Source organism: Actinomadura soli, assembly GCF_005889715.1.
GTDB classification, from domain to species: domain Bacteria; phylum Actinomycetota; class Actinomycetes; order Streptosporangiales; family Streptosporangiaceae; genus Spirillospora; species Spirillospora soli.
The window spans coordinates 1-21,582 of sequence record NZ_VCKW01000153.1; the positions used below are offsets into that span (position 1 = coordinate 1).

A 21,582-nucleotide genomic window follows, 5' to 3' on the forward strand; every position below is an offset into this window, starting at 1 on the left:
CGGGTTAAGGGCTGGGGCGGGCCAGCCAGAGGAGGAAGAGGGCCTCGGCGCCGGCCTCGTGCTCGCCGTCCACGATGGCGACGTCGAACGAGCCGGGGACTGGCGGAAGGGCCTCCGGGACGCGCCACAGCGGGAGGATCCAGGCCGGGACGACCTCGGACGGCGTGCCGGGGTTGGCGGGAAGGTTCCGCCGCACGGCCGTCCAGGCGTAGGCGGCGGTGAGGTCGGCGCGGACGGTGCGCAGCCGCTCCTCGGCCTCCCTCAGCTCCGCGCGGAGGCGCTCCTCGGCCGGGACGGTCTCCTCGGCGAGGCGGCGGGCCGCGGTGCGGGCCCAGGCCCATGCCTCGTCCCAGCGGCGGGTGCGCGCGTGCCATTCCTCGTCGCCGTCGGTGGCGATCATGAGGTTGGCGAGGTCGGGGTGGACGGACCGGACGCGGGCGAGCAGCTCCTCGCAGCGGATCTGGAGGGCGCGCTCGTGCCGGGCCTCGGCGAGGGCGCCGAGCGCGCGGCCGTAGGCGGCGGCGTCGCGGGCGCCGACGGCGGTCAGGGCGGCGCGGAGCTCGGGCGGGTCGCCCTTCTCGACGGGGCCGATCGAGTCGCGCAGGGCGTCCAGGTCGGCGGCGGCGCGGTTGACGCCGAGGCCCTCCAGCGCGTTCCGGAGCGCGGCGACGTAGCCGTGCCACTGGAGGGGGTGGGCGAGCGGGACGGCGACGCCGGCGCGTTCGAGGAGGGCCTTGGTCTCGTCCACGGCGGGCATGGCGTCCCGGACGCGGGCGAGGCGCGCGTGGGCGCGGACGAACCGGGTGACGCGCTCGGCGGGCGGCAGGTCGGCGGGGAAGGAGATCCCGGCGGCCTCCCACACGTACTGCAGCTCGCGGCAGGTGATCCGGACCATGAGGTCGGTGTGGACGAGGTCGAGCAGCTCGGGCGTGGCGGGCGCGGCGCCGTCCACCCTCACGGCGGCGAGCAGGGGCTCGGCCTGGCGCTGCGCGGCGGAGCGGAGCGGCCCGCGCTTGAGGGCGCCGCCGGCGGCGAGGTGGGCGCGCAGGTCGTGGGCCGCCGCGGCGAGGGCGCGCAGGTCGGCGTCGGGCGGCAGGTCGATGCGGTGGCCGTACAGGTCCCCGAGGGCGCGTTCGGCCCACTGGGCGCGGGCCGTCATCTCCACGACCCGGGACCAGATGAGCGGGCGGCGGCCCGCGAGGGCGTCGCCGAACGCGCCGACGGCGAGGTCGGCGGGGTTCCAGCCGCCGGGGTGCCCGTCCAGGCCGAGGTCGCGGAGCGCGGCGCCGACGACGTTGGCGTTGCCGTCGAGGCGGGCGAGGAGCGTGACGTCGGTGTCCCGCAGCCGCCGGGACAGGTCGGTCTTGGAGCGTTCTGCGCGCTCGGCGGCGGCGGACTCGGCCTCGATCAGCGTCCGGACGTAGGCGGCGCTGGGCAGCGCGCCCGGGTCGACGTCGCGCTGCGCGGTGCGGGCCTTGCGCTCGGGGGTCTCCTCCGCGAGCAGGACGACGAGCTCCGCCGCCTCGGACCGGGAGATCGGCGGGCCGGGCGGCATGTCCGGGCGGAGCGGCATCCAGGCGAGGTCCGGCGCCTCGGAGCGGAGCCGGTCGTCGGGACGGCCCTCGCCGGGATCGTCGTCGACACCGTCGCGGAGGCGGTCGCGGAGCCCGGCGACCTGCAGGGACGCGGCCTTCTCCGCGGCGGCGAGCACTTCCGGGTCGGGGACGGTGCGGGTGAGGACCGCGTCCGCGACCCGTCCGGCCGTCGTCGGGTCGGTGACGGTGAGTTCGGCGAGGCGGGGCGGGAGCGCGGCGCGGAGCGCGGCCGCCGCGGCGGCGCCGGACATGGCGACGACGACGCGGTGACCGCGGGCGAGCAGGCCGGTGAGCAGGTCGGGGACGGTCTCCGGCGCGCGTTCGGGCACGTGCATGACGTGCGGCCGCTGCGTCGGCGACGCCAGCCGCGCGATGCCGTCCGGGACGCCGCGGGGCAGGAGTTCGAGCAGCCGCGAGTGGTAGTCGGCGACGGCCGTGCGGCCCGGCGGCCGGACGACCAGCGCCGGAGCGAGCCGGACCCGAGCGACGGCCGAGGCGGCGCCCGTGTCGGCGCCCGCGTCCGGGGTCCAGTCCTCGCGGTACTCGGCGCGCCCGGACAGCGCGACGGAGCACCATTTGCGCAGGACGTCCCCGACCGAGCCGGTCAGCCCGAAGCCCTGCCCGGCCTGCACGGCGTCCGACACCCAGTCGGCGGGCCGGTAGCCGGGGTGGCCGGACAGCAGCTCCCGGTCGCGCAGCGTCGTGTGCCCGGCGAGGACGACGTCGATCCGTTCCGTGCGGTCGTCCACGACGATGCGGACGGGCGTGTTCAGCAGGTGGTCGTGGACGGCCGGACGCCAGGTGAGCAGCCCCGTGCCGAGCACCGCCTCCTGCCCGGCCAGCTCGCGCAGGATCCGGTACCAGTTGCGGAGCGCGAGCCAGCCGTCGAACTCGTCCAGCACGACCGGCGGCGTCAGCGGGATGACCGGCACGCTGAACAGGACGTCGCCGGGCCCGGCGTCCGTCTCCACGTAGACGTCGCCGGGCAGCTCGCACAGCCAGTGGACGTGGTCGTGCCCCGTCACGTCCCGCGCGGGGCGGCGCCGGGCCCGCGCCAGATCGCGCAGGTAGCGCAGCAGGCGGGCCGCGTGCTCGGCTTCCCGCGCGGATTCCCCGGCGGCACGCGCGGACTCGTCCGGCTCGCCCGCGGCGGGCGGCGGTCTCCGGGGCGTGCGCGGGGCCGTCCCCCCGCCAGGGAACGGGCCCGGACCCGGGCGGCCGTCCTCAGGCACCGCGGCTCCCTCCCTCCCACGGGAATGGTGGTGCCACGATCTAACACCTCCGGGCGGGCCCGGCCAAGCGCTATCGGTGATCAGTGAGTGCGGGCGAGGTAGCGGTCCTCGTTGGGCATCATCACCCAGAGGACGAGGTAGACCACGAACTGCGGGCCGGGCAGCAGGCACGACAGCAGGAACAGCACCCGGACGGTCATGGGCGTCATCCCGAACCGCCGCGCGAGCCCGGCGCAGACACCGGCGATGATCCGGCCGTGGCGCGGACGATAGAGGCCGTTCATGAGTTCTTCTCTCCCCGATTCGTCGAGCTGTGAACGATGTACGCGGTCGCGGTTTCGCGGCCACGTTACGAACCGGACGGCAGACATAACATCGCCCGTTCGTCCTGTTTAACGCCATACTGCGGGATTAGGGGACGTCCCCTAGGGGTCGCTCTCAGGCCGCGTTATGGTCGGCGACGAGTTTCGGGAGGGTGGCCAGGTCGTCCAGGACGAACAGGCACTGGCGCAGCACGTCGTCGTCCTGCTGGATGTGGCCCCAGGGGCCGCGCCTGAGAAAGGCGGCCCGCATTCCGTAGGCGAGCGCGGGCCGGATGTCGTTGTCGACGCGGTCCCCGACGTAGAGGACGCGGTCGGGCAGCACGTCCGCGATCTGCGCGCAGCGCTCGAAGAACTCCTGGGCCGGCTTCTGGATCCCCCACACGTCGGAGATCCCGACGACGTCGGCGTCCAGCCCGAGCGCGGCCAGCTGCTCCGCGGCCTCCACCGGCTGGTTGCCCGCGATCCCGACGAACAGGCCCTGGGCGCGGAGCCCGGACAGGCAGGCCCGCGCGTCCGGGTACAGGTCGTCGGGCCCGAAACCGTTGGGGACGCCCGCCGCCGCGCGGCGGCGCTGCTCCTCGTCCAGGTCGAACCCGGGCCGGAAGTACTGGAACAGGTCCTTCTGGGTGCCGCCCGTGGCGAGCAGCGCGCCCAGCTTGGCGACGAACGTGTGCCGGGGCACGCCCAGCCAGTCGGCCCAGCGCCCGTAGATCTCGCCCTCGTCGATCAGCGTCTCGCCGATGTCGAGGAAGACGGCCTGAACGGGCCGGGGCCGCCCTCCGGGGGGTCGGGGGTCCCGGCTCACGCGGCGGCCAGGTCTACCGAGGTGCCCGGGACGAGGCGGGTGAACTCCTTGCCGAGTTCCTCGCCCGCCTTGGTGACGTGGGTCTGCATCACCTTGAGACCGATGTCGTTCAGCAGCCCGTCATGGATGACGAACGCGCGCTCGGGCCCGACCTCGCGGGTGTACGCGTACAGCTCGGGGATCTTCAGCCAGGGCGCGTTGCCGGGCAGGCACAGCGTCCGGACGGGCTCGGACGGGACGGTCAGCGCGTCCCCCGGATGGAAGACCTCCCCGTCGACGAGGAACCCGGTGTTCGGGATCGGCGGGACGTCCGGGTGCAGGATCTCGTGGTCCTCGCCGTAGACGTGGACGTCGAAGCCCGCGACCGTGACGGCGTCGCCGTGGCCGACCTGGTGGACGCGTCCGCCCAGGTCAGAGAGGTTCTCGGCGACGACGCGCGACGTCCAGACGTCCAGTCCCGGGCGTTCGGCCATCGCGGCGCGCAGCGCGTCGGGGTCGAAATGGTCGAAGTGCTCGTGGGTGATGAGGACCGCGTCGGCGGCGGCGAGCGCGCCGGACGCGTCGCTGAACGAGCCGGGGTCGATGACGATCGTCCGGTCGTCCTTCGTGAGCCGGACGCAGGCGTGGCCGAGTTTGGTGAGACGCATCAGGCGATTTTTTCACGCGGGAGGCCGGGGCCCGTCGGCCGCCCCAGCCTGACCGGCGCGGCGGATCTGCGAGACTGGCGACCGTGACGACCCCGCCTTCGCCCGACTCCCCGGACGCGGGACGGCCGTCCCGGGAGGAACTGGACCGGCAGGTGCGCGACCGCTACGGAACCTGGCGCGACCAGCCGCGCGGCCTGGCCTGCGCGGTCGTCGCGGCCTTCCTGGTCCTCACGACGGTGGCGTTCGCGCTCGCGGCGGTCGCCGTCATCGCGGCCGCGCGCTGAGCGGGACGAATCGCGCTGGAGCCGGGGCGCCGATGGGTTCGGCACCCCGGCTCCAGAAGCTCGGTTCAGGTCGGGGTGCCCTCGGACCCCTCCGCGATGGTGAACGCGACGTCGCCCTGCGGGTCGACCTGCGCGTCGAGTGTCTTGTCGTCCAGCATCTCGGCGACGCCGGCCTCCAGGTACACCTTGGCGCCCTCCTCCTCGACGACCTGGTCGCCGGCCTCCGGGGCGGGCGCGACCGAGAGCCTCAGGGCGTCCGAGCCGTCGAGCCCGGACTCGATGCGGATGCCGGTCTCCGGCGGAAGCTCCGGGTTCGCGGTCACGGTACGTATGACCTGGACGGCACCGCTGGTCAGCGTGAGCACGATCAGCTCCTCACGTCTCTTACTTGGATCGGATCTGCCCCACCCTCCCCGATCCTCACGCCCGTAAACATCGCGTGCACCGGGCGTTAGGAGGTGGAATGTCAGCCCGCGGACGGGGCGAGGGCGCGGACGGCCTCGGCCGGGGAGAGGCCGCCGCCGGGGACGATCGCCAGGACGGGCGTGCTGAGACCGTTGCCGACGTACTCGCGGATGCGGGCGCGGCAGTCGGCCGGGGTGCCGTGGACGACCAGGTCGTCGACGACCTCGTCCGGGATGACCTCCAGGGCCTTCTGGCGGTCGCCGGCCGCCCACGCCTCGTTCATCGGGCGCAGCGCCTCGCCGCGTCCGAGCCACTCGTGGTACGCCCGGTAGACGGGCACCGTCATGTACGCGGCGATCAGCCAGCGGCCGATCGCGCGGGCCTCCGCCGCGTCCCCTGACGGGCAGACGAACAGCCGCGCCAGCAGCTCGGGCTCCTCACCGAGCACACCGCGGACCGTCCGGACGTCCTCCGGGGACAGCCAGTTGCTGATCGCGCCGTCCGCCTCGCGGGCGGCGAGCCGGAGCATCCCGGGACGCAGCGCGGCCAGGACGATCGGCGGCGGCACGGCCGGGGGCGTCTCCAGCCTGAAGCCGTTGACGGTGAAGGTGGCGTACGCCTCCTTCACCTTCTCCCCGGCGAGCGCCCTGCGGAGGAAGCGCAGCATGTCGCGGGCGCGCTGGTACGGCTCCTCGAACGGGATGCCGTTCCAGCGCTCGACGATCGTGTCGGACGAGGTGCCGATGCCGAGCACGAACCGTCCGGGCGCGAGGTCGGCGAGCGTCGCGGCGTGCTGCGCCAGCAGGGCCGGGCCGCGGGTGAAGACCGGCACGATCGCGGGGCCGAGCCGCAGCTCGGGGCCCCACTGCGAGGCGAGCGCCAGCGGGGTGAACGCGTCGGCGCCGCTCACCTCGGCCGACCAGGCGTCGGTGTAGCCCAGGGCCGGCAGTTCGGCGATGATCTCGCGGTGCTCGGCCAGCGGGAGCCCGGCGAGCGGAATGGTCAGTCCCCAGCGTGACATGCTTCCCCCTGTTTTCAAGCGATCTGTTTCGGGCGATCTGGTCTCAGGCGATCGAGGATCGGATGGTGGAGCCGCCGTCCACGACGAGCGTCTGCCCGGTCATCCAGGACGACGCGTCCCCGGCGAGGAAGACGGCCGCGCTCGCGATGTCCTCGGGCTCCCCGATGCGCCCGAGCGGCGTGTGCCTGCTGATCTCCTCCTCGTTGCCCTCCCACAGTGCGCGGGCGAGGTGGGTCTTGACCAGTCCGGGCGCGATGCAGTTGACGCGGACCTTCGGCGCCAGCTCCATCGCGAACTGCCGGCTGAGGTGGATGACGGCGGCCTTGGTGGCGTTGTAGTAGCCGATCCCGAGCTCGGTGACCAGGCCGCCGACGGAGGCGATGTTGACGATGGAGCCGCCGCGCTCCGCCATCGACGCGCGCAGGGCGAGCCGCGTCCACTGGACGACCGCGAACTGGTTGACCTCGACGGTCTTCGCGGCGGCGGACGGCTCGATGTCGGCCATCGGCCCGAAGTAGGGGTTCGTCCCGGCGTTGTTGACGAGGACGTCGAGGCCGCCGAACTCGGCGACGGCGGCGGCCACGCAGGCGGCGGCCGCGTCGGCGTCGCCGACGTGCGCGGCCTTCGCGAGGACGCCCGCGCCCGGATGCGCGTCGGCGATCTCTTTGGCGGCCTCGTCCAGCGCCTCCTGCCTGCGCGAGGAGAGGACGACGTTGGCGCCCTCGGCGGCGAGAGCGATGGCGATCGCCTTGCCGATCCCCCGGGAGGCCCCGGTGACCAGGGCCGTCCTCCCCTGAAGTCCAGTCCGCATCTGCACTCTCCCTATCTCTGCGCACGCTGGGCAGAATCCGACTCGGTTCACTGTACCGAAGTTACTGACGCGTCAGTCAGCAGAGCCCGTCCCGCTCACCGGACGGCCGCCCTCCGAGCGGCCGCTTGGTTGTTAGCCTGCCCCGACGAGACGAGGGAGGGCCGCGTGCGCACGACCAAGGAGCGCCGTCCGGCGATCGAGGGGTGGTTCACCAGCGGGGACGGCGGCGTCCGGCTGCTGGGCACACGCTGCGCGTCCTGCGGCACGCCGTACTTCCCGCGCAACGAGCTGGCCTGCCGCAACCCCCGCTGCACCGGCCCGAAGGACGGCTCCGAGCTGGAGCCCCACACCCTCTCCGCGCGCGGCCGGATCTGGTCGTACGCCGACGCGCGCTACCGGCCCCCGCCGCCGTACGTGTCGCCGGACCCGTTCGTCCCTTACGCGGTCGCGGCCGTCGAACTCGAAGCCGAGCGCATGGTCGTCCTCGGGCAGGTCGCGCCCGGCCACACGGTCGACGACCTCGCCGTCGGCATGGAGGTGGAGCTGACCGAAGGCACCCTCTACGAGGACGGCGAAGCCGAGTACACCGTCTGGATGTGGAGGCCGGTCCGATGAGCCGCGACGTCGCCGTGCTGGGCGCGGGGATGCATCCGTGGGGGAAGTGGGGGCGCGGCTTCGTCGAGTACGGGCTGGCGGCGGCACGTGCGGCGCTCGCGGACGCCGGGATCGCGTGGCCGGACGTCCAGTACGTGGCGGGCGCCGGCACCATCCGGAACGGCTATCCGGGGTTCATCGCGGGAGCGACGTTCGCGCAGGCGCTCGGCTGGTCGGGGGCGCGGGTGTCGTCCAGCTACGCGGCATGCGCCTCGGGGGCGCAGGCCATCGGCTCGGCCCGCGCGCAGATCCTCGCGGGGCTGTGCGACGTGGCGCTGGTCGTGGGCGCCGACGCCGCGCCGAAGGGCTTCTTCAGGCCGGTCGGCGGCGACCGTCCCGACGACCCCGACTGGCTGCGGTTCCGGCTGCTGGGCGCCACCAATCCCCTCTACTTCGCGCTGTACGCGCGCCGCCGGATGGCCGTGCACGGCGCGACGCCGGACGACTTCGCCGCCGTGAAGGTGAAGAACGCGCGGCACGGGCTCGCGAACCCGAACGCCCGGTACCGCAAGGAGGTGACGCCGGCGGACGTCCGCGAGTCCGCCGTGGTCGCGGACCCGCTGCGGCTCCTGGACATCTGCGCCACCAGCGACGGCGGCGCCGCGCTCGTCCTGACGTCGATGGACTTCGCGCGGCGGCACGGCGTCACCGATCCGGTGCGCGTCTCGGCGCTGTCCACGGTGACGCCGACGTTCCCGAAGACCGTCCTGGACCTGCCCGACTTCGCGACCGACTCCGCGCTGACGGCGGCGGAGCCCGGGCGCCCCTTCAGGTCCGCGATCGCGGACGCCGCCTACGAGGAGGCCGGGATCGGCCCGGACGACCTGTCGCTGGCCGAGGTGTACGACCTGTCCACGGCCCTCGAACTCGACTGGTACGAGGACATCGGCCTGTGCGAGCCGGGCGGCGCCGAGGAGCTGCTGCGCTCGGGGGCCACCGCGCTGGGCGGGCGCATTCCGGTGAATCCGAGCGGCGGGCTCGCGTCCTTCGGCGAGGCGATCCCGGCGCAGGCGATCGCGCAGCTCTGCGAGCTGACGTGGCAGCTGCGCGGGCAGGCGGGCGGCCGCCAGGTCGAGGACGCCAGGACGGGCATCGCCGTGACCCAGGGCCTGTTCGGGCACGGCTCGGCGGTCATCGCCATCCGGTGATCACTTGACGGTGAACCCGTCGCAACCGAGGTAGTAGGCGTCGCCGTTGGGGGCCACGCGGAACCACACGATCGTCCAGACGCCCCCGAACAGCGGGCCCGTCCCGCCTTGCGACCCCACCCAGTTGAAGTCGTCCGGATAGGTGAGGTCGAGCCCGTGGTCACCCGCCGCGCCCTGCGGATACAGCTGCGGCTTGCTGTTGACCCATGCGGGCCCCGCACTGCCGTAGGGGCCCGGCTCACGGACCTGGGCGGCCAGGTAGTAGTTGGACGGCCGCTCGAACTTGAATCGCATGCCGAACTTGACGGTCTTCTTCGTGTAGGGCTCGCGCGGTGCCGAGACCTGCAGCTGACCGGAGAACTTCTCGTCCTCCTTCTCGACACGCATGTTCGGCAGGCAGGTGAAGTCCTTCGGGGAGAACTTCAGGCTCTGGTAGTCCAGGGTGGGCTTCTTCACCAGGATCTCGTCCGGTGGGCGCCCGCCGGGGCCGGCGGTCCGTCCCGCCGGTGTTCCTCCGGGCGGCGTGCGCGGGGACGACGTCGTCCCGGAGCCTGCCCCCTGACCGGCACCGGAGGCGCCGCCCGAGCCTTTGGAACCGTTGTCGCCGTTGAAGATGGCCCGTGCGGTGAACGCGCCGCCGAGGACGACCGCGACCACCCCGGCGCCGGCGGCGATGACCGCGGCGCGCGAACGGAAGGCCGTGCCTCCGCCGTTGACGGTCGTCCGGGTGCGGTCCGGCGGGACGAGGCCGGACGCGGCGGCGTCCGCGACGCTCACCGGCACCGGCCGCGGAACGCCCGCGACCCGCCGGTAGTCGGGGTCGTCGGCGAGGGCGGCGGTGGACGCGGCGATCTCCAGCAGGCGTTCCAGCGAGATCCGGGTGCCGGGCTCCTTCGCCGCGCACAGCCGGACGAGTTCGGCGACGCGCGGGTCGGCGCCGTCGAGGTCGATGTCGCCGTCGAGGGTGCGGTGGATGATCGCCTCGATGCGGCCGCCGCCGAAGGGCGGGCGTCCCGTCGCGGCGTGGGCGACGGTGCCGGCGAGCGAGAACACGTCCGACGCGGGCACCGGCTCCTGCTCCCGGACGACCTCGGGCGCCACGTAGCCGGGGGTGCCGTTCCACGCGCCGGTCTGGGTGATCTGCGTCTGGCCCTCGCCGCGCGCGATGCCGAAGTCGATCAGCCGCGGGCCGTCCGGGGCGAGGATCACGTTGCCGGGCTTGAGGTCGCGGTGCTGGACGCCCTGCCCGTGGATCTCCAGCAGCCCCTGGGCGAGGGCTGCGAGCAGCCGCAGGCAGGTGTCGGGCGGCAGGGGGCCGTGCTCGGCGACGGCCTGCCGGAGCGTCGGGCCCGGCACGTACTCGGTCGCGAGCCAGTAGGGCGGGGCGTCCAGCCCGGCGCCGACCATCGCGGCGGCGAACCGGCTGCGCACCCGCTCGACGGTCGCGACCTCGCGGCGGAAGCGGGCGAGCGCCTGCGGGCCGTCGAAGTCCTCGCGGATCACCTTGAGCGCGACGTGCCGGCCGCCGCCGGTGAGTCCGAGATACACCTGGCCCATGCCACCGGCGCCGATGCGGGCGATCAGCGGGTAGCCGCCGATCTCGGGAGGGTCCTCGGGGCGCAGCGGGTCCACGGTCAGCGGTCGTCCTCTCGTGCGCGCATGGCGCGCATGTTCTCACTTCCCGCGGAGCCCCGGCCACCCGAAACGACCGGACACGACGATGTCCGAAATGTGGCGATGTGACCGAAGTCACCGTCCGCGACCCGTGTGACCTGGGGCGTAGCGGTCACGAGTCAGGTGTCGCCGTTTTCGGCGGCAGGAGGCTCCGGGGGCGGCCGCCGCGGCCGGGGGGACCGCCGCGGCTGTTCCCGGACCACGCGCGGGAGCCCGCGCGGGCGGCCTACGGGAGCTTCCTGATCTCCTCGATGATGTGGGGCATCGCCTCGTTGTTGTGGCGGACCCAGTCGAGCAGGACGGCGATCTGCTCGTCGGTGTAGCCGTCGAGGCGCTCGCGGAAGGCGCGGCCGATCGGCTCGAAGTAGCGGCCGAACCGGGCGACGTTCTCCTCGACGAGCTCGACGATCACGCGGCGGCGGTCGTCGGGGTCGCGGGTGCGCCGGACGTAGCCCGCCTTCTCCAGCCGGTCGATCACGGCGGTGATGGCGCCGCCGGTCGTGATGCCCATGAGCTGCGCGAGCTGGCCCGGCGTCTGCGGCCCGTCCAGCGACAGCGCGTTCACGCACTGCGCGTCGGTGACGTTCATGCCCGCCTTGGTCGCGGTGGCATGGTGCAGCAGCACCGTGAACATCGTGCTGCGCTGCATCGCCATCTGCAGCTCGCCCGCCATCCGCTCGCGCTCCGGGGTCGACACGGCCCCACCCTCCCCTAATTACTCGCATACAGAGAGGCTCATTTCAAGAGCGACTCTCCACAGGAGAGTCTAGTGGCCGGGCTCGGACGGGACCAGCCGGGGCCGCTGCCCCGCGTGGCGAACGGCGCCCGTGGGAAAGGCGAGCGGCGCTACCGGGCGCCCTCGGCCTCCGCCGCCCCCTCCGCCACCTGCTTCGCCCAGCGGTAGTCGGCCTTGCCCGCCGGGGAGCGCTTCATCTCGTCCACGAAGGCGTAGACACGCGGCACCTTGTACCCCGACAGCTCCCTGCGGCAGTGGGCGTCCAGGTCGCCGGGCGACGGCGGCTCGCCGCCCCCGCCGGACGGCTGGATCACCGCCGCGACGCGGTTCCCCCAGCGCTCGTCCGGAATGCCGGTGACGACCGCGTCGTACACGGCGCGATGCCCCTTGAGGACGGCCTCGACCTCCTCCGGGAACACCTTCTCGCCGCCGGTGTTGACGGCCTGCGAGCCCCGGCCGTACACGGCGATCGACCCGTCCTCCGCCACGGTCGCGATGTCGCCGGTGAGCAGCCAGCGCCGCCCGTCCACCACGGGGAACGTCCGCGCGGTCTTGTCCGGGTCGTTGTAGTAGCCGAGCGCGATGTGCCCGGTGCGCGCGACCTGCCCGATGACCCCCGACCCCGGCTCGACGGGCCGGAGCGCGTCGTCCAGGACGGTCACGTCCGCCACGTCGGGCGCGAACCGCAGCCCCTTCTCCGGGGTCGAGCCCGCGACCGCCTCGGCCGTCGAGCCCGACTCCGTCGACCCGAACCGGTCCATGATGATCGTGTTCGGCAGGAGGCCCTGGACGCGGTCGCGGACGGTCCCGGTGAAGATCGCGCCCGTCGAGACGAAGGCCAGCAGGGACGAGGTGTCGTAGCCGCCGCGCGCCAGCTCGTCCGCCATCGGGACCGCCATCGCGTCACCGGTGATCGTCAGCGAGTTGACCTTCTCGCGGGCGATCGTCCGCCACACGTCCGCGGCGTCGAACCGGCGCGTGTAGACGAGTGTGGCGCCCATGAACCAGGAGATCCACGAGGCGACCTGCGCGGCGCCGTGCATGAGCGGCGCGACCGGCATCATCACCAGCGGGCCGCCGTTCCGCGCCATCTCCACGACGTCCTCGGGCTTCGCCGGGCGCGGGAGCGTCGGGTTCCAGAACGCGAACAGCAGGTGCTCGGTCGTCCACATGACGCCTTTCGGCATCCCGGTCGTCCCGCCCGTGTAGATGATGTAGAGGTCGTCGGCGGAGCGGGCGGGGAAGCCGGTGCGCGTTCCGTCCGCTGCCTTCAGCGCCTCGTCGTAGGCGACCGCGCCCGGGATGGACGGGGCGGCGCCCCCGACCGCGATGAGATGCCCCAGCTTCGGCGCCTCGGGGGCGGTGGCGGCGACGCGGTCCTCGAATTCGACGTCGTAGAGCAGCGCGACGCTGTCGGAGTCGCGGTACAGGTAGAGCAGCTCGCTTTCCACGTAGCGGTAGTTGACGTTGATGGGCACGGCCCGGATCTTCAACGCCGCCAGCAGCGCCGCCGCGTACTCGACACCGTTGTACAGCTGGACGGCGACATGCTGGCCGGGCCGGACGCCCGCGTCCGTCAGATGGTGCGCGAGACGGTTGGCGTGCTCGTCCAGCTCCGCGTAGGTGAGCCGCCGGTCACCGCAGATCAGGGCGACGCGCTCACCGACAGCGTCCGCGACTCCCTCGAACAGGTCAGCGTGGTTGTACTCCATCGGACGTCCTCCGGAGGGTCATCGCGCCTCTACCAGGGAATCAGGGTTTGTCGCTGCCGACTATCCACATCGCGAAGAACTGGGCGCCGCCGCCGTAGGCGTGGCCGAGCGCGCGGCGCGCCCCGTCCACCTGGTGGTCGCCCGCCTGCCCGCGCACCTGCAGCGCCGCCTCGGCGAACCGGATCATCCCGGACGCGCCGATCGGGTTGGACGACAGCACGCCCCCGGACGGGTTCCACGGGATGTCGCCGTCCATCGCCGTCGCACCGGCCTCGGTGAGCTTCCAGCCCTCGTTCTCGCCGCAGAACCCGAGGTTCTCCAGCCACATCGGCTCGTACCAGGAGAACGGGACGTACACCTCGGCGCAGTCGAGTTCGCTGCGCGGGTCGGTGATGCCCGCCTGGCGGTACACGTCCGCGGCCGCGTCCTTGCCGCCCTGGGGGCTGACGCTGTCGCGACCGGCGAACATCATCGGCTCGGACCGCATCGACGTGCCGTGCACCCAGGCCGGACGGGACGGTGCTCGTTTGGCCGCGTCCTCCGAGGCCAGCACCATCGCGCACGCGCCGTCCGAGGACGGGCAGGTCTCCAGGTAGCGGATCGGCTCCCACAGCATCGGCGTCGACTCGACCATCTCCCGGGAGATGCCGGGGATCTTCAGGTGCGCGTACTCGTTCCGCAGCGCGTTCCGCCGGTCCTTGACGGCGACGAGCGTGCCGATGTGGTCGGGGGCGCCCGCGCGGCGCATGTAGGCGCGGATGTGCGGAGCGAAGTAGCCGCCCGCGCCCACGACCAGCGACGTCGTGAACGGCGAGTTCACCGTCAGCGCCCACGTCGCGTTCGACTCCGACTGCTTCTCCCACGCCACCGTGAGGACGCGGTCGTGCACGCCGCCCTGGATGAGCCCCGCCGCGACGATCGCCGTGGACCCGCCGACCGACCCGGCCGTGTGCACCCGCATGAGCGGCTTGCCCGCGGCGCCGAGCGCGTCCGCCAGGAACGTCTCCGGCATCATCACGCCCTCGAACAGGTCGGGGGCCTTGCCGACGACGACGGCGTCGATGTCCTTCCAGGTCAGCCCGGCGTCGTCGAGCGCCCGGCGGGCCGCCTCGCGGAGCAGGCCCGGCATCGACACGTCCAGCCGCCTGGTCCGGTACGCGGTCTGCCCGACCCCGATGATCGCGCAGCGGTCACCCATGACTCGCTCCAGTCTCTTCCGAAAGGACGCAGACCAGGTTCTGCTGGAGGCAGGGACCGGACGACGCGTGCCCCAGCGTCCGGGACGCCGACCCGTCGTGAATGCGCGCCGCCGCCTCACCGATCCGGATCAGGCCGGCCGCCATCATGGGGTTCGCGGAGAGCGCCCCACCGGACGGGTTGACCCTGACGTCGTCGCCGAGCCCGAGCGCTTCGCGCAGGATCAGCTCCTCGTGGCTGAACTGGGCGTGGAGTTCGGCGACCTCGACGCCCGCCGCGCCCGCCTTCTCACCGGCCCTTTCACCGGCGAGGCGCGTCGCCTCCGAGCGGGTCAGGTCGCGGACGCCGGGCGCGTGCGGCTCGCCGCGATGGTCGATCCCCGTGATCCACGCGGGACGTTCGCACAGCTCCCGCGCCCTGTCCCCGGCGGCGAGGACGATCGCGGCGGCGCCGTCGGTGATGGGCGCGACATCGTACGGGCGCAGCGGCGCCACGTCGTACTCCTCGTCCGCGCCCGGCTCCGGCAGGTGCAGCGCGAACGGGTTGCCGCGTCCGGACGCGCGGGACCGGGCCGCGACGGCGCGCAGATCGTCCTCCTTCACGCCCGACCGCTCCATGTAGGCGCGGGCCTGGAGCGCGGCCAGCGACACCGAGTCGATGCCGAGCGGCGCCAGATGGTACGGGTCGAGCTGCTGGGTGAGGATCGAGCGCAGGTTCCCCTGGGACGACTTCCCGAACCCGTACACGAGCGCCGTGTCGATGTCGCCGTGCAGCAGTTTCACCCACGCCTCGTACAGGGCCCACGCGGCGTCCATCTCGACGTGGCTCTCGGAGATCGGCGGCCAGGCGCCGATCGCGTCCAGCGCCGACACGAACGAGAACGGCGCGCCCGCGAGATAGTCGCACGACCCGGAGCAGGTGAAGCCGAACCGCGCGAGGCCCGTCCGCTCCTTGATCTCGGTGATGACCGGGGCGAGCATCTCGATCTCCGCGAGCCCCTCGTCCGCGCCGCTGTGCCGGGTCTGCGCGAACGCGACCACGGCGATCTCGCGCCTCACAGGTAGTCCTTGATCTCGTCGAAGGGGACGTCGGGCTCGTCGAGCGGCTCGAACCACCTGATGTTGTTCATGCTCCGGTCCCATTCCTCGCGGGGGCGCCACGCCGCCCTGACGCGCATGCCCATCCGGACCTGGTCCGCCGGGACGCCCGCGACGAGCGTGAGCATCGTGAGCCCGGCGCCGTCCAGCAGCACGTACGCGGACACGAACGGCACCTCGGGGGCGCGCGGGTCGGGGATGTTGTTGACGGCGAAGGTGGTGACCGTGCCGGTATCGGGCAGCTCCACCTCCTCGATCGTCGGGACGCCGTCGCGCGGGCACAGGCCCTTCATCGGCACGATGACCTGCTCGCACACCGGGCACCTGTGCCCGAGGATGCGGCCCTCCGCGATGCCTTCGAGGAAGCGCCGCAGCGCCTTGCCGCCGCGCAGCTCGTACTCCAGCCGCGTCGGCGCGTTGATCAGGGTGACCTCGGGCTGGAAGCACTCGATGTCGCCGATCCCGCCGGTGCGCTCCGGCCGCCAGCGGGGGCGGACGCGCATCCCGGTCTTGAGGAACTTCGGCGGCTGCGCGCCCTCCTCGAAGACGCCGAGGTCGAGCGCGTGCAGCAGGGCGGTGTCGGCGCCGTCCGGACGGATCAGCGCCCACGCGAACGGCCGGTCGAGCGGGTGCTCCTTCGCCGGGCGCGGGACCCATGACCACGTCGTGACCGTCCCGGCCGGGCCGACGCCGACGAACTCGCCGGTCACGTCCTCGCCCGTGTCCGGGTCGTGTTCGGACGGCGGGACGAGCACCCGCCCGCCGGCCGTGCGGACGCCGACCAGCCGCCCGTCGCGCAGCTCGCTGAGGAACCGTCCGATGACCGGGCCGACCGAGCGGGTGTAGCCGCCGGGGAACTCCAGCACGTGGTTCGGCTCGGACGGCCCCGTGCTAGATGACACGGGCGTGGTCCTTCCAGTACGGGTCCCTGAGCTTGCGTTTGAGGAGCTTGCCGTTGGGCTCGCGCGGCATCGTCTCGATGAAGTCGATGGTCTTCGGCCACTTCATCTTCGCGAGCCGGCCCTCCAGCGACGCGAGGATCTCGGCGGCGAGCGCGTCCCCCGGCTCGGCGCCGCCGGCGGGCTCGACGACGGCCTTGATCTGCTCGCCCCACTCCTCGTCCGGGATGCCGAACACGGCCACGTCCGCGACCTTCGGATGCAGGATGATCTCGTTCTCGATCTCGGCCGGATAGATGTTCGCCCCGCCCGAGATGATCATGTCGGACCTGCGGTCGGACAGGAACAGGAACCCGTCCTCGGTCAGGTAGCCGATGTCGCCGACGGTGAAGAAATCCTCAAGCCGGTTCTTCTCCGTCTTCTCCCTGTCGCCCTTGTACTCGAACTCAAGGCCCATCATCTTCATGTAGATCGTGCCGTGCGTCCCGGCCGGGACGGGCTCGCCGCCGTCGTCCACGATGAGCAGCTCGCTGATCGGCCACGCGTTCCCGACCGTCCCGGGGTGGGCGCGCCAGTCGGCGGGGCTGGCGATCGTCCCGCCGCCCTCGGTCGCCGCGTAGTACTCCCAGACGCAGTCGCCCCACCAGTCGAGCATCTGCCGCTTGATGGGCACCGGGCACGGCGCCGCCGCGTGGATCGCGTGCTTCATGCTCGACACGTCGTACCGTTCCCGGACGTCCTCGGGCAGGGCCAGCAGCCGCTTGAAGTGCGTCGGCACCATGTGGGTGTTGCTGACGCGATGCTCCTGGATCATCCTCAGCGTGTCTTCGGCGTCCCAGCTGTCCATGTAGACGAGCGTGTGCCCCATGTGCAGGGCGGTGCCGCCGAACTGGGTGACGGCCGTGTGGTAGTTCGGCGAGGTGATCAGATGGGCCTGCCGCACGCCGCCGGCCGGACGTCCCGGCGTGATGCCGAACATGCCGAGCAGGAACGTCATCAGCTCGGCGCTGTCGTCGGGGTCGATGCCCATCAGCGCCCGCTTGACGCCCTTCGGCCGTCCGGTCGTCCCGGACGTGTAGTGCATCGTCGCGCCGTTGCTCCGATCGTCCGGCAGCGTCTCGGGTTGCCCTTCGACCAGCTCCTCGTACGCGCGGAACCCGTAGACGCGCCCGAACGCGAACCGCCTCCGCGCGTCGATCTCCTCACCGGCCCGCGCCCCCTCGGCCGCGTACCGCTCGTGGACGAAGAACGCCTTCGCCTCGCTGTCGGCGACGATGTAACCGATCTCCGGGCCGGTCAGATGCCAGTTGACCGGCGTGTAGTACCACCCGGCCTGCAGCGCCGCCAGATACAGCACGAGCCCCTCGGACCCGTTCGGGACGAGCCCGCAGATCCCGTCGCCCTTCTCCAGCCCCAGCGCGCGAAGCCCGTGGACGAGCCGGTTCGCGCGGGCCAGCAGGTCGCCTGCGGTGTGCTCCGTCCCGTCCGGGTCGACGGACGCGATCCACCCGGGATCGGCCTGCGCCAGCCGCCAAAAGCCCAACGACCCCATCGGCTCTCCCTCCGCCGCCGGTGACTGCGTGCCCGCATGGCTGCGCGACCACGGTGAGCGCCGTCACCCCGCCGACGCCCGGCGCCCAAAGTAGATCACGTTCTCGTTTTCCATATCAACCCCTACCAGCAAGGCCGGACCTTAACTAGAATCTGTTCTCATTTCCTGGACGCTGGAGGGACCATGGCGGAACGGCTGCCGATCAGCACCGAGCACTGCGTCATCGAGCGCGACGGCCCTGTCGTCACCGTCACGATGAACCGTCCCGAGGCGCGCAACGCGCTCAGCTCCGCCATGCTGGTGGGCCTCGCCGACGCCTGGGCGTACATGTCCGAGACGCCGGACGTCCGCGTCGGCATCCTCACCGGAGCCGGGGGGACCTTCTGTGCCGGTGCCGATCTGAAGGCCATGGGGCAGCAGCCGTCCGACCCGCGCGTCCAGGAGCGCATGGCGCAGATCCCCGACTTCCACTGGAAGGGACTGCTCCGCGAGGGCCGTCCGACAAAGCCCCTCATCTGCGCGATCGAGGGCTACGCCGTCGCGGGCGGCACCGAACTCCTCGTCGGCACGGACCTGCGGGTCGTCGCCGAGGACGCGACCCTCGGCCTGTACGAGGCGAAGCGCGGCCTGTTCCCCATGGGCGGCTCCGCCATCCGCCTCCCCCGCCAGATCGGCTATGCCAACGCGATGGACATCCTCCTCACCGCCCGCTCGGTCACCCCTCAGGAGGCCCTCGCCATGGGCCTCATCAACAAGATCGTCCCGACCGGGACGGCGCTGGCCGCCGCTCGCGAGCTCGCCGGCCAGATCGCCGCCTGCGGGCCGCTCGCCGTCCAGGGCATCCTCCGCACCTACCGCGAGACCGAGCACCTCTCCGAGGAGGAGGCCCTCAAGATCTCCGACGAGATCGGCTGGCCCGTCATCGCCTCCGAGGACGCCAAGGAGGGCTCCCGCGCCTTCCGGGAGAAGCGCCCACCCGTCTACAAGGGCGAATAGCCCCCCCTCACAGGTCGTCGGCGCCGATGGGCGGAAGCCGGCGAAGGAGCCATGCCGACACAGCCGCCAGGGCCAGGACCAGGATCGCGCTGGCCGTCCCGACGACGCCGAGGCCGGTGAGGAAGGCGTCGCGGGCGCTGTCCAGGAGGGCGGCGGCGGAGGCGGGCGGGAGCCGTTCGGCGGTGGTGGCGGCCTCACCGATCGACTCCCGCGCGGACGGCGGGACGCCCTCCGGCGCCGAGATCGCGGCGCGGAACACGGCGGTTCCGAGACTGCCCAGGGCGGCCACCCCGAAGGCGATGCCGAACTCCCCGGACGTCTCCGCCATCGCGGACGCGGCCCCGGCGCGCTCCGGCGGGGCCGACCCGGCGATGAGGGAGATGCCGAGGGCGCCGATGGGAGCCATCCCGAGGAAGCCCACCGTGACCCCGATCATCAGCACGACGGTGTCGCCCGCCCACGCCGCCGCCGGGACCAGCCCGGCCGCGATGACCGTGCCCGGCCGCACGCGGCGGGCGGCGATCGGGGACAGCAGCGACCCGGCGACCAGGGCCAGCGCCGGGACGGCGAGCCACAGCCCCGACCGCAGCGGCGACAGCCCCTCGATCGTCTGCAGGTACTGGCTGATGAACAGGTAGATCCCGCCCTGGATGAGCATTCCCACCAGCAGGATCACCAGCGCGGCGCTGAACGTCCGGCTGCGCAGCAGGCGCAGGTCCATCAGCGGCTCGGCGACCGCGCGCTGCCGCCGGACGAAGAGGAACCCGAACACCACCGCGACCGCCGCCGCGCCGTACGCCCACGGGTTCGCGGGATCCTTCGCGAGTTCCTTGAGGGCGTAGACGGCGGGCAGGGCGGCGGCCAGGGACAGCGGCACGCTGGGAAGGTCGAGGCGTCCGGCCCCGGCGGCGCGGGTCTCGGGGAGCAGCAGCGGCGCGGTGAGCCCGGCCCATTCCCGCGTCCCGGCCCGTGCCGCGGCGCGGGCGGACTCGATGGTCGACATGACGGCCGAGTGGTCGCCGCAAGCACAAAGGACGATGCGCCGATACATGCACGACCAGCAAGGCATGCACGCTATCGCCACTGCGGTGAACCAGCTGGTCGATGATCCGAGACCACCGGATGCGTTCTCCTGGGGAAGTAGCGACGACTACAGGCTCCGGGTCGGTCCGTATCGGGTGTTGCACCGCCTGAGTGACGGCATCATCCACGTCGCCCACATAAGCCGCACCGCGACATGAGCAGGCGAGACCAGCCGATCCGTGGCGAAGGAGAAGCCGAGCGTCGTGGCTCGACCGAGGATGTCGAGGAGAGCGACCCTGAAGTGCTGTACGCGGAATTCCTCAGATGGGAGGCGGCGGGTCGGCCGGGGGCGCTCACCCATGAGGAGGTCAGTCGGTTCCTGCTTGGGCCGTCCGAGTAAGGCCGCGAGCCGGTCGGCGTGGTGGGTGGGCGCGGCGGTGCGGGTCAGTCTGAGGTGGTGATGGTGTTGAGGCGGGCTATTGCCTCCACGTATTCCTCGATCAGGTCGTAGATGACCTGGGCGGCGGGTTTTATCTGGTTCATTGAGCCGACGATCTGGCCTACCGGGAAGGTGACGAGTTCGCCGTCGCCGGAGCGGGCGATGCGGGGCAGGGCGTCCGCGATCAGCATGAACTGCATGGGCATCGGGAGGTAGCCGGGGGAGGTCTCGCTCTCCCAGGCTTCCGTCCAGGCGGTCCTGAGGAAGCGGGCCGGTTTGCCCGTCCAGGCGCGGGAGCGGACGGTGTCGCGGGACGTGGCGTCGAGCAGCTTGGGGAGCGCGCGTTCGGGGGTGTCGGCCTCGTCGACGGTGAGCCAGATGGAGCCCGTCCAGACGCCGTCGGCGCCCAGTGCCATGCCCGCCGCCATCTGGCGGCCGCGTCCGATGCCGCCCGCGGCGAGGACGATCGTGTCGTCGCCGACGGCGTCCACGACCTCGGGGATGAGGACCATCGTGGCGACGTCGCCGGTGTGGCCGCCCGCCTCGGTGCCCTGCGCGACGATGATGTCGATGCCGACGTCCACCTGCTTGCGGGCGTGCCGCGCGTTGGACGCGAGGCCCGCGACCTTCACGCCGTGGCGGTGCGCCTCCTCGACGACGTCCGCCGGGGGCGGGCCGAGCGCGTTGGCGAGCAGCGCGATCGGATGCTTGAGGGCCACTTCGACCTGGGGGCGTGCCGTCACGTCCGTCCAGCCGAGGAGGGCCTTGCCCGCCTGGTCGGTGGGCGGGTCGACACCGTGCTCGGCCAGGAGGTTCTCCAGGAACGTCTTGTGCTCGGCGGGGATCATGCTCTGGAGCTTGCCGAGCAGTTCCTCGGCGTCGCCGAGGTCGGCGCCCTCGTACTTGGCGGGCATGACCACGTCCACGCCGTAGGGCTTGCCGCCGGCGTGCTCGTCGATCCACTTGAGTTCGAGTTCGAGTTCCTCGGGGGTGAAGTGCAGGGCGCCGAGGACGCCCATGCCGCCGGCGCGGCTCACCGCCGCGACGACGTCGCGGCAATGACTGAACGCGAAGATCGGGTACTCGATGCCGAATAGTTCGGTGACTCGTGTCCGCACGTCCTCGACCCTAGGCCGGGTTCGCTGGAACTACAACAGGTTCTAGTTGGAGAACGCGTCGTGGGGCTGCTTTGTGGGTCTGCCTAGAACAGGTATCAGCCCTTGGTGGGCTCGGGGCCATCGGACGTGGGGTTGTCGCCGAACTTGCCGTCCGGGCGGCGTGGAGGTCCGGCTGTCTCTTATACCCATCTCCGAGCCCACGAGACCCTAAGAC

Annotated in this window: 21 protein-coding genes; 5 read left to right on the forward strand and 16 right to left on the reverse strand. The window is 72.6% G+C overall.

Annotated elements, in window-relative coordinates; genetic code table 11:
- Positions 1–4 precede the first annotated feature (4 nt).
- From ETD83_RS26100 to ETD83_RS26115, 4 genes are all read right to left on the reverse strand, one after another.
- On the reverse strand, positions 5–2,827 hold the full coding sequence (locus tag ETD83_RS26100; RefSeq protein WP_138647847.1) for a DEAD/DEAH box helicase family protein: 2,823 nt from the start codon (positions 2,825–2,827) through the stop codon (positions 5–7).
- Between the two features lie 80 nt (positions 2,828–2,907).
- On the reverse strand, positions 2,908–3,111 hold the full coding sequence (locus tag ETD83_RS26105) for a PspC domain-containing protein (protein ID WP_138647848.1): 204 nt from the start codon (positions 3,109–3,111) through the stop codon (positions 2,908–2,910).
- Between the two features lie 154 nt (positions 3,112–3,265).
- Positions 3,266–3,955, reverse strand: coding sequence for an HAD family hydrolase (locus ETD83_RS26110; RefSeq protein ID WP_138647849.1), 690 nt, complete (start codon positions 3,953–3,955; stop codon positions 3,266–3,268).
- Positions 3,952–4,602, reverse strand: coding sequence for an MBL fold metallo-hydrolase (locus ETD83_RS26115; protein ID WP_138647850.1), 651 nt, complete (start codon positions 4,600–4,602; stop codon positions 3,952–3,954). Before ETD83_RS26115 ends, ETD83_RS26110 begins: the two co-directional genes overlap by 4 nt.
- Positions 4,603–4,685: 83 nt before the next feature.
- Between ETD83_RS26115 and ETD83_RS26120 the strand changes: the two genes are divergently transcribed.
- Positions 4,686–4,886, forward strand: a complete 201-nt coding sequence (locus tag ETD83_RS26120; RefSeq protein WP_138647851.1) for a hypothetical protein — start codon at positions 4,686–4,688, stop codon at positions 4,884–4,886.
- Positions 4,887–4,951: 65 nt separating this feature from the next.
- On the opposite strand, the gene ETD83_RS26125 is transcribed toward ETD83_RS26120, so the two are convergent.
- The 3 genes from ETD83_RS26125 to ETD83_RS26135 form a co-directional block, all read right to left on the reverse strand.
- Positions 4,952–5,251 carry a Fe-S cluster assembly protein HesB gene (locus ETD83_RS26125; RefSeq protein ID WP_138647852.1) on the reverse strand — a complete coding sequence of 100 codons (300 nt, stop codon included), beginning with the start codon at positions 5,249–5,251 and terminating at the stop codon, positions 4,952–4,954.
- A gap of 101 nt (positions 5,252–5,352) precedes the next feature.
- Positions 5,353–6,312, reverse strand: coding sequence for an LLM class F420-dependent oxidoreductase (locus ETD83_RS26130; protein ID WP_138647853.1), 960 nt, complete (start codon positions 6,310–6,312; stop codon positions 5,353–5,355).
- 43 nt (positions 6,313–6,355) lie between these two features.
- On the reverse strand, positions 6,356–7,123 hold the full coding sequence (locus tag ETD83_RS26135; protein WP_138647854.1) for an SDR family oxidoreductase: 768 nt from the start codon (positions 7,121–7,123) through the stop codon (positions 6,356–6,358).
- Between the two features lie 165 nt (positions 7,124–7,288).
- Here ETD83_RS26135 and ETD83_RS26140 point away from each other — a divergent pair, with 165 nt between their 5' ends.
- Positions 7,289–7,738 (forward strand): Zn-ribbon domain-containing OB-fold protein, encoded by a 450-nt coding sequence (locus ETD83_RS26140; RefSeq protein WP_205717893.1) that lies wholly within the window; start codon positions 7,289–7,291, stop codon positions 7,736–7,738.
- Complete coding sequence (locus tag ETD83_RS26145; RefSeq protein ID WP_138647855.1) at positions 7,735–8,925, forward strand: lipid-transfer protein; 1,191 nt, start codon at positions 7,735–7,737, stop codon at positions 8,923–8,925. The genes ETD83_RS26140 and ETD83_RS26145 overlap by 4 nt, the downstream gene beginning before the upstream one ends.
- On the opposite strand, the gene ETD83_RS26150 is transcribed toward ETD83_RS26145, so the two are convergent.
- From ETD83_RS26150 to ETD83_RS26180, 7 genes are all read right to left on the reverse strand, one after another.
- A complete protein-coding gene (locus ETD83_RS26150) occupies positions 8,926–10,557 on the reverse strand; it encodes a serine/threonine protein kinase (protein ID WP_138647856.1) in 1,632 nt (543 codons plus the stop codon).
- A gap of 268 nt (positions 10,558–10,825) precedes the next feature.
- Complete coding sequence (locus ETD83_RS26155) at positions 10,826–11,296, reverse strand: MarR family winged helix-turn-helix transcriptional regulator (protein WP_205717894.1); 471 nt, start codon at positions 11,294–11,296, stop codon at positions 10,826–10,828.
- A 149-nt stretch (positions 11,297–11,445) separates the two neighbouring features.
- Complete coding sequence (locus ETD83_RS26160) at positions 11,446–13,047, reverse strand: acyl-CoA synthetase (RefSeq protein WP_138647857.1); 1,602 nt, start codon at positions 13,045–13,047, stop codon at positions 11,446–11,448.
- Between the two features lie 40 nt (positions 13,048–13,087).
- Positions 13,088–14,245 (reverse strand): thiolase domain-containing protein, encoded by a 1,158-nt coding sequence (locus ETD83_RS26165; RefSeq protein WP_138647858.1) that lies wholly within the window; start codon positions 14,243–14,245, stop codon positions 13,088–13,090.
- Positions 14,238–15,302, reverse strand: coding sequence for a thiolase domain-containing protein (locus ETD83_RS26170; RefSeq protein ID WP_230421189.1), 1,065 nt, complete (start codon positions 15,300–15,302; stop codon positions 14,238–14,240). Before ETD83_RS26170 ends, ETD83_RS26165 begins: the two co-directional genes overlap by 8 nt.
- Positions 15,299–16,243: a Zn-ribbon domain-containing OB-fold protein gene (locus ETD83_RS26175; RefSeq protein WP_138647860.1), complete on the reverse strand. Its 945-nt coding sequence runs from the start codon at positions 16,241–16,243 to the stop codon at positions 15,299–15,301. Before ETD83_RS26175 ends, ETD83_RS26170 begins: the two co-directional genes overlap by 4 nt.
- Complete coding sequence (locus ETD83_RS26180) at positions 16,233–17,792, reverse strand: acyl-CoA synthetase (RefSeq protein ID WP_138647861.1); 1,560 nt, start codon at positions 17,790–17,792, stop codon at positions 16,233–16,235. The genes ETD83_RS26175 and ETD83_RS26180 overlap by 11 nt, the downstream gene beginning before the upstream one ends.
- Positions 17,793–17,975: 183 nt before the next feature.
- On the opposite strand from ETD83_RS26180, the gene ETD83_RS26185 reads away from it, so the two are divergent.
- The gene (locus tag ETD83_RS26185; RefSeq protein ID WP_138647862.1) at positions 17,976–18,788 is read left to right on the forward strand and encodes a crotonase/enoyl-CoA hydratase family protein; all 813 of its coding nucleotides are present in this window, start codon (positions 17,976–17,978) and stop codon (positions 18,786–18,788) included.
- Between the two features lie 7 nt (positions 18,789–18,795).
- On the opposite strand, the gene ETD83_RS26190 is transcribed toward ETD83_RS26185, so the two are convergent.
- On the reverse strand, positions 18,796–19,791 hold the full coding sequence (locus tag ETD83_RS26190) for an MFS transporter (RefSeq protein WP_171064435.1): 996 nt from the start codon (positions 19,789–19,791) through the stop codon (positions 18,796–18,798).
- Here ETD83_RS26190 and ETD83_RS42805 point away from each other — a divergent pair.
- Positions 19,781–20,029: a type II toxin-antitoxin system RelE family toxin gene (locus tag ETD83_RS42805; RefSeq protein WP_171064436.1), complete on the forward strand. Its 249-nt coding sequence runs from the start codon at positions 19,781–19,783 to the stop codon at positions 20,027–20,029. The genes ETD83_RS26190 and ETD83_RS42805 overlap by 11 nt on opposite strands.
- Positions 20,030–20,255: 226 nt before the next feature.
- Here the strand turns inward: ETD83_RS42805 and ETD83_RS26195 are convergent, their stop codons facing one another.
- Positions 20,256–21,368 (reverse strand): NAD(P)H-dependent flavin oxidoreductase, encoded by a 1,113-nt coding sequence (locus ETD83_RS26195; protein WP_138647864.1) that lies wholly within the window; start codon positions 21,366–21,368, stop codon positions 20,256–20,258.
- Positions 21,369–21,582 lie beyond the last annotated feature (214 nt).